The organism is Streptomyces sp. NPDC041200 (assembly GCF_055591805.1).
The window spans coordinates 1-8,205 of sequence record NZ_JBVIZF010000094.1; the positions used below are offsets into that span (position 1 = coordinate 1).

Consider the following 8,205-nt stretch of genomic DNA (forward strand, 5'->3'; position numbering starts at 1 on the left):
CTCCGACGCAACCACGGCAACCACACCCAACTCCTCACCACCCTCACCACCGCACACACCCACGGCCTCACCACCAACCAACCCACCACCAACCACCCACACCCCCACACCCCCCTCCCCACCTACCCCTTCCAACACCACCACTACTGGCTCAACCCCACCACCACACCCACCACCCACCACAACAAAACCAACCACCCCCTCATCACCCACACCATCGAACTCCCCGCAACCCAAGAACTCGCACTCACCGGACACATCTCCACCACCACCCACCCCTGGCTCACCCACCACGCCGTACTCAACACCCCCCTCCTCCCCGGCACCGCACTGGTCGACATCGCCCTGTATGCGGGAGCGCAGGTCGGCTGCACGCGGCTCGATGACCTGACGCTGGACAGCCCCATGGTGCTGTCGGCGCAGGGCGCCGCGGAGCTACGGGTCCAGGTCAATAGCCCCGACGAGGACGGGCGGCGTGCGTTCACCGTCCACTTCCTGCCCGCCGGGGAACAGAGCACCGAGTGGATCCGCATCGCGACCGGTCTGCTCGCGCCGGCGGCCTCGGTGACGTTGGCCGAGGAGGCGTGGCCACCGCCCGCGGCCGACCCGGTTTCGCTGGACGGTCTGTACGAGCGGCTCGCCGCGAGCGGCTACGACTACGGGCCCGTCTTCCAGGGGCTGCGGGCCGCGTGGCGCGACGGCGACGTCCTCTACGCCGAGGCGCAGCTGCCCCAGGACGCGGACCCCGCCGGATTCGCCGTCCACCCCGCGCTGCTCGACGCGGCGCTGCACGTGCGGCTCGCCGTCGGTACGGCCGTGCCGGGGGACGGCCTTCAGCTGCCGTTCTCGTGGTCCGGAGTCACGGTGCACGGCACCGGCGCCCGCACTCTGCGCGTTCGGATGTCCCTGGTGGACGAGTCGTCGATCAGCCTGGCGGGCATGGACGCGGAGAACCGTCCGGTCGTCACGGTCGAAGCCCTCGCCACCCGGCCGGTCGATCCGGCCCGTCTGGCGGCCGACCGTGCGCCGCTGCTGAGCCTCCGCTGGACCGGGCTCCCCCTCGTCGAGACCGGCCGGGCTCCCGTCACCACGGCCCTGCTCGGCGAGGACCTGTTCGCCACCGGGCTGGCCCCCGGGGGCGGCGGTTTCGCCGAACTGGCCGAACTGGCGGAGGGCTCGTCCGTACCGGACGCCGTGGTGGCCTGCTTCGCGGCGGACGGCGACGCCGATCCCGTCGCAGAGATCCACCGGCTGACCAGAAGCGCGCTGGAGCTTGTGCAGCGCTGGCTGGCCGAGGAGGCCATGGGCGACTCCCGCCTGGTGGTGCTCACCCGTGGTGCCCTGGCCGCCGCGCCGCACGAGGAGGTCACCGACCTGCCCGCCGCGGCGGTCTGGGGTCTGATCAGGTCCGCGCAGTCCGAGCACCCGGGCCGGTTCGCGCTGCTCGACCTCGACACGACCGATGCCTCCCGTCACGCGGTCGAGGCGGCCGTGGCCGTGTTCGCGGACAGCGACGAACCCCAGATCGCCCTGCGCGGGGGTGCGCCGCTGGCCGCCCGGCTTGACCGGACGGCCGCGACGTCGGACAGCGAGCGCCGGATCGATCCGGACGGGACCGTCCTGATCACCGGCGGCACCGGCACCCTCGCCGCCCACACAGCCCGGCACCTGGTCACCCGGCACGGCGCCCGGCACCTGCTCCTGCTCAGCCGCCGTGGCCCCCAGGCGCCCGGAGCCGAAGAGCTCCGCGCGGAGCTGTCCGCGCTGGGCGCCCAGGTCACCATCGCCGCCTGTGACACGGGCGACCGGGACGCGCTCGGCGCCGCGCTGGCCGGCGTACCGGCCGAGCACCCGCTCACCGCCGTCATCCACGCCGCCGGAGTGCTGCGGGACGCGACAGTGACCAATCTCGCGCCGGACCAGCTCGGCGACGTACTGCGCCCGAAGGTGGACGCGGCAGCGCACCTGCACGAGCTGACCGCGGACGCCGACCTGGCCGCGTTCGTCCTGTTCTCCTCCGCCGCGGGGACGCTCGGCAATCCCGGGCAGGCGAACTACGCCGCCGCCAACGCCTATCTCGACGCGCTCGCCCACCACCGCCGCGCCCGGGGCCTGCCCGCGGTCTCGCTCGCCTGGGGTCTGTGGACCGAGGCCAGCGAGATGACCGGGGCGCTGGGCGTGGCCGACGCCGGCCGGCTGGACCGGACCGGCCTGGCTCCGATGCCGGTGGCGGACGGCCTGGCGATGTTCGATGCCGCGCTCGGCGCCGAGCGGGAGCCCCATCTGGTGCTGGCGCCGCTGGACCAGGCGACGTTGCGCCGTCAGGTCGCGGACGGAGAGGTGCCCGCGCTCTTCCGCGACCTGGCGCCCCGCCCGGCCCGGCGGGCCGCCGGCGACGGCAGGGGCGACTGGGCCGGGCAGTTCGCCGAGGCGAGCGAGGAGAAGCGGGACGCGATGCTGCTCGACCTGGTGCGCACGCACATCGCGACCGCGCTCGGGCACGCGACAGGCGAGCGGATCGATCCGAACCGCGCGCTCAAGGAGCTCGGGTTCGACTCACTGATCGCTGTGGACTTCCGCAACCGGCTGGGTGCGGCGACGGGCCTGCGGCTGCCCGCGACACTGGCGTTCAACCACCCGAGTGCGGCGGCCGTAGCCACGTATCTCAAGGAACGGCTCGGCGAACGGAGTTCGCCCGACGGGAGCGCGATCCTCACCGAGCTCGACCGGATCGAGAACGCGCTGCGCACGGCGTCGGAGAGCTCCCGGCAGGTATTCACCGAACGGCTCCGGAAACTGCTCGACGAGCACTCCGCAATGGACAAGGCGTCGGATTCGCACACCAACAACCTCGCGTCAGCCACCGATGACGAGATGTTCCATCTGATCGACAAAGAGCTCGGCATCGCCTGAGGCAGAGAGGTTTCGGCTCGATGAACGTTGAAGACAAGCTCCGGTCCTATCTCAAGCGGGTTACGGCCGACCTGCAGCAGACGCGGGAACAGCTGCGAGAGTTCGAATCCCGGGACAACGACCCGGTGGTGATCGTGGGGATGGCGTGCCGCTATCCCGGTGGTGTGCGCTGCCCTGAAGACCTGTGGCGGCTGGTGGCCGAGGGCACCGACGCGATCGGGGAGTTCCCCACCGACCGCGGCTGGGACCTCGACGCGCTCTACGACCCGGACCCCGACCACCCCGGCACCACCTACACCCGCCACGGCGGATTCCTGCACAACGCCGCTGACTTCGACGCCGAGTTCTTCGGGATCAGCCCGCGCGAGGCGCTGGCCACCGACCCCCAGCAGCGTCTCCTGCTGGAAACCGCCTGGGAAACCCTCGAGAACGCCGGGATCAGCCCCGCCGCACTCCGCGGCAGCCGCACCGGTGTCTTCACCGGCGTCATGTACGACGACTACGGCAACCAGCTCATGCAAGCCTCCCCCGACGAATTCGAGGGCTATCTGGGCACGGGCAGCGCGAGCAGTGTCGCCTCCGGCCGGATCGCCTACAGCTTGGGTCTGGAGGGCCCGGCCATCTCGGTGGACACGGCGTGCTCGTCGTCGCTGGTGGCCCTGCACCTGGCCGTGCAGGCGCTGCGCGGTGGTGAATGCGATCTGGCCCTGGCCGGTGGCGTGACCGTCATGGCGACCCCCGCGGCCTTCATCGAGTTCAGCCGCCAGCGCGGACTGGCCCCCGACGGGCGTTCCAAGTCGTTCTCCGCCGACGCCGACGGGGCCGCCTGGAGTGAGGGTGTCGGCCTGCTCCTGGTCGAACGCCTCTCCGACGCGCAGCGCAACGGGCACCGTGTCCTGGCCGTGGTCCGCGGGTCCGCCGTCAACCAGGACGGCGCGTCCAATGGGCTCACCGCACCGAACGGTCCGGCGCAGATCCAGCTGATACGTCAGGCGCTGGCCGGCGGGGGGCTGTCGGCGTCCGAGGTCGACGTGGTGGAAGCGCACGGCACCGGCACCACCCTGGGCGACCCCATCGAAGCCGAGGCGATCCTCGCCACGTACGGGCAGAACCGCCAAACCCCGCTGTGGCTCGGCTCGGTCAAGTCCAACATCGGGCACACGCAGGCCGCCGCGGGTGTGGCCGGAATCATCAAGATGGTCCAGGCGATCCACCACGGGATGCTCCCCCGCACCCTGCACGCCGACCAGCCCACCCCGCACGCCGACTGGACCAGCGGAAACGTCCAGCTCCTCACCGAGAGCCGCGACTGGCCGCAGGCCGGCCGGCCCCGCCGCGCCGGAATCTCCTCCTTCGGCATCAGCGGAACCAACGCCCACATCATCATCGAAGAGCCACCGTCGGTCGAGGAGGAACCGGAACCACCGCAGCCTCCGGCGGTGCCGTGGGTCGTCTCCGGCCGGAGCCCGCAGGCGGTCCGCGCGCGGGCGAGCGACCTGCGCGCCTTCCTGCGGACGCTGCCCGACGGCGACCTCGCCGCCGCCGGGCGCGCGCTTGCCACCGGGCGCGCGGAACTGGACCACCGCGCGGTCGCGACCGGCGCGGACCGCACCGAGCTGGCCGCCGCTCTCGACGCGGTGGCCAGTGGTTCCGTCGCCTCCCAGGAGGTGTCCGAGGGCAAGGTCGCGTTCTTGTTCACCGGTCAGGGAGCACAGCGGCCCGGCATGGGCTCGGAGCTCCACGCCGCGTTCCCGGTGTTCGCCGGGGCCTTCGACGCCGCCCTGGCCGAACTCGACCAGCACTTCGAGGGCCCGCTTCGTGACGTGCTGTGGGGTGAGGACGCCGCGGCCGTGAACCGGACGGAGTTCGCGCAGGCCGGGCTCTTCGCCTTCGAGGTGGCGCTGTTCCGGCTGGTGGAGTCCTGGGGCTTGCGGCCCGATCTGCTCGCCGGGCACTCCGTCGGCGAGCTGGCGGCCGCCCATGTCGCCGGTGTGCTGTCCCTCGCCGACGCTGCCCGGCTGGTCGCCGCTCGCGGTCGCCTGATGCAGGCGCTGCCGGACGGCGGGGCCATGGCGGCCCTGGAGGCCGCCGAGGACGAGGTACGGCCGCTGCTCACCCCCGGCACGGGGGTGGCCGCGGTCAACGGGCCGCGCTCGGTCGTGGTCTCCGGGGACAGGGACGCCGTCACCGCCATCGCCGCCGAGTTCACGTCGCAGGGGCGTCGGACGAACATGCTGCGGGTGTCGCATGCGTTCCACTCGCCGCTGATGGAGCCGATGGTCGAGGACTTCCGGGCGGTCGCGGAAAGCGTCGTCTACGGCGCACCGGGGATCCCCGTCGTGTCCACCGTGTCCGGCGAGGTGACCGACGACTGGTCCACAGCGGAGTACTGGGTCCGGCACGTTCTGGCGACCGTGCGGTTCGCCGATGGGGTACGGGCCCTGCAGGACCTGGGCGTCACGACGTTCGTCGAGCTGGGCCCGGACGCCGCGCTGTCGGCGGCGGGTCCCGAGTGCGCGCCCGGGGCCGCGTTCATCCCGCTGCTGCGCCGCGACCGGTCCGAGGGCGCCCAGGTCGTGGCCGGACTGGGCCGAGCCCACGCCTGTGGTGCGGCCGTGGACTGGGGGTCCTTCTTCGGCCGGCGCAGGTGGGTCGACACGCCGACGTACCCCTTCCAGCACCGGCACTTCTGGCTCCATCCCACCAACCGTGTCGGCAGCGGCGCGGCCACCGGGCACCCGGTGATCACCGAAGTCATCGAGCTGCCCGATGACCAGGGCGTCGCCTTCACCGGCCAGCTTTCGGCCACCGCCCATCCGTGGCTGGCCTCGTACGCCCTTCAGGAGGCGGCCGTCGTCCCGGCGACCGTCCTGCTGGACATCACTTTGCATGCCGCTCACCACGTCGGTCTCACTGGAGTGGAGGCCCTCGCGGTCGAGACACCGCTGGTGCTGCCCGAGACGGGTGCGGTGCGCCTGCACGTCGCTGTGGCGTCCGAGGAGCAGGGCCGCCGCGCTGTCACGGTCCACTCCCGTCCGTCCGGTGATCCAAACGCCCCCTGGACGCGGCACGCCGCCGGCACGATCGCCGGCCATGCGGCCGCGTCGGCCGCCGGCATCCCGGCTCAGTGGCCCCCGGCAGGGGCCGTTCCCCTCGACCCGGAAGAGTTGGCGGACCGGCTCCTGGCTGTCGGCCACTCCAGCGAGAACCCCCTTGTCGGCCTGCGCGCCGCATGGCGTGTGGGAGACGTCGTCCACGCCGAGGTCCACCTGGCCGAGGACGTGGAGAGAAGCGGGTTCGTACTCGACCCGAGGCTCCTGCAGGCAGCCCTGTCGGCGGGCGCGGGCGGCGACGGGCTGCGGATTCCGGCCGCCTGGACGGGCGTCACCGCAGCCACCGCCCCGCGCGACCTCAGGGTCCATCTCTCCCCCACCGGGCCGGAGACCGCTTCCCTGGTGGTCACCGACACCACCGGCGCAGTCGTCGCCACCGTCGACGCGGTCACGTTCCGGCCGGTCGGCCCTCGCGAGTTCGCGCAGGCCGGCCTCGACCTCGGCTACGAGCAGGGCTGGGCGGCGGTCGCGGTGTCGTCGCCGGGCGACGAGTCGCGCTGGGTGATCCTCGGCGAGACCAGTGCGGGCTTCCCCAGCGAGCAGGTCACCGATCTCGCCGCGCTGGGCGAACTGCTCGACGGGGGCGCGCCGGCGCCCGATGCCGTCCTGGTGGCGTGCCCGGACAGCGGCACCGGCGCGGAGGCACAGCTCTCCCGGATGCTGGAGCTCATCCGCTCGTGGCTGTCCGAGGAGCGGTTCACCGACGCTCGCCTGGTGGTGCTCACCCGCGGCGCGGTCGTCGTCCGTGACGACGACCGCATCGCCGATCTCGGTCAGGCCGCCGTCTGGGGTCTGCTCCGCTCCGCGCAGGCCGAACATCCCGGCCGGTTCGTCATCGTGGACCTCGACGCGGAGGCCACCGCGGCCTGTGTCCAGGTCGCGCTGGCCACCGCCGAGACGCAGTTAGCCGTTCGCGGCGGCGTCCCCTACGCGGCCCGTCTCGTCCGCGCGGCGGCCGTGCCCGGCGGGACGGCGCGATCGCTCGACCCAGACGGCACCGTGCTGGTCGTCTGCGGCTGCGGCGAACTGGCCGCACCGCTGGTTCGGCACCTGGTGCGCGAGCACGGGGTGCGGCACCTGCTGCTGGGCCGGACGCCGGGCGCCACGCTGCCGGACACCGCCGAGCTCGCGGCGCTCGGCGCCGAGGTGACCGTCGCGCCGGGCGAGCTGACCGACCGGGCGAGCGTCGCCGATCTGCTGACCCGCACGTCACCGGGGCATCCGCTGACCGCCGTTGTGCACGCCGTCGAGGAGTCGGACCACGGTGGTCTGCTCACCGCGCTCACGTTCGACCGTGTCGGCGCCGCGTTCCGGGCGCGCGCGGAACTCGCCCACCATCTGCACGAGCTGACCGCCGACCGCGAACTCGCCGCGTTCGTGGTCTTCTCCTCCGCCACGGGGTTGCTCGGCGCGCCCGGGCAGGCGCACACCGCGGCCGCCGACGCGTTCCTCGACGCGCTCGCCCACCGGCGCGACCGCGAAGGCCGTCCGGGCGTGTCCCTGGCCTGGGGCCCGTGGAGCCGGCCGGACGAGGCGAACGGGGCCGGGTCCGCACGTCTGGCGGGCGCTGCGGTGAAGACGGCGACAGTGGAGCACGGCCTCGCCGCGTTCGACCGGGCGCTCGCCGGTGGCCGGGCCGGGATGGTGCCGGTCCAGCTCGACTACGCCGAACTGCGGCGACAGGCGCGGGCCGGAATGCTCGCGCCGGTCTTCCGTGGCCTCGTCCGCGCCCCGGCGAACCCCGCCGCAGGCGCGGGCCACGACCTCGCGCGGCGCCTGCGGGGTCTCCCCGAGGACGAGCAGACCCAGGTCGTGCGCGAGCTGACGCGGACGCACATCGCCGCCGTCCTGGGGCATGAGAGTGCGCAGGCGATCGACGACGAGCGTTCCCTGCAGGAACTGGGCTTCGACTCGCTCACCGCCATTGAGCTGCGCAACCGGCTGTCGGCGTCCCTGGAGCTGAAACTGCCCGCCACCGTGCTGTTCGACTACCCGACCGCGAACGCACTGGCCGAGCACCTGCGCGGCCAGGTTCTCGGCATCCGGCGGGAGAGCTCTGTCGTCCGCGCGACCGGCGTGGACGACGAGCCGATCGTGATCGTGGGGATGGGCTGCCGTTATCCCGGCGGTGCGATCTCGCCGGAGGCGCTGTGGCGGCTGGTGGCCGAGGGCACCGACG

Annotated in this window: 2 protein-coding genes; both read left to right on the top strand. The window is 73.1% G+C overall.

Features of this window, described 5'->3' with window-relative positions:
- Positions 1-2,913: type I polyketide synthase (locus tag ACZ6CL_RS42500; RefSeq protein ID WP_468946842.1), on the top strand; the 2,913-nt coding region annotated here is incomplete at its 5' end.
- 20 nt (positions 2,914-2,933) lie between these two features.
- The coding region (locus ACZ6CL_RS42505) for a beta-ketoacyl synthase N-terminal-like domain-containing protein (protein ID WP_468946844.1) at positions 2,934-8,205 on the top strand (5,272 nt) is incomplete at its 3' end.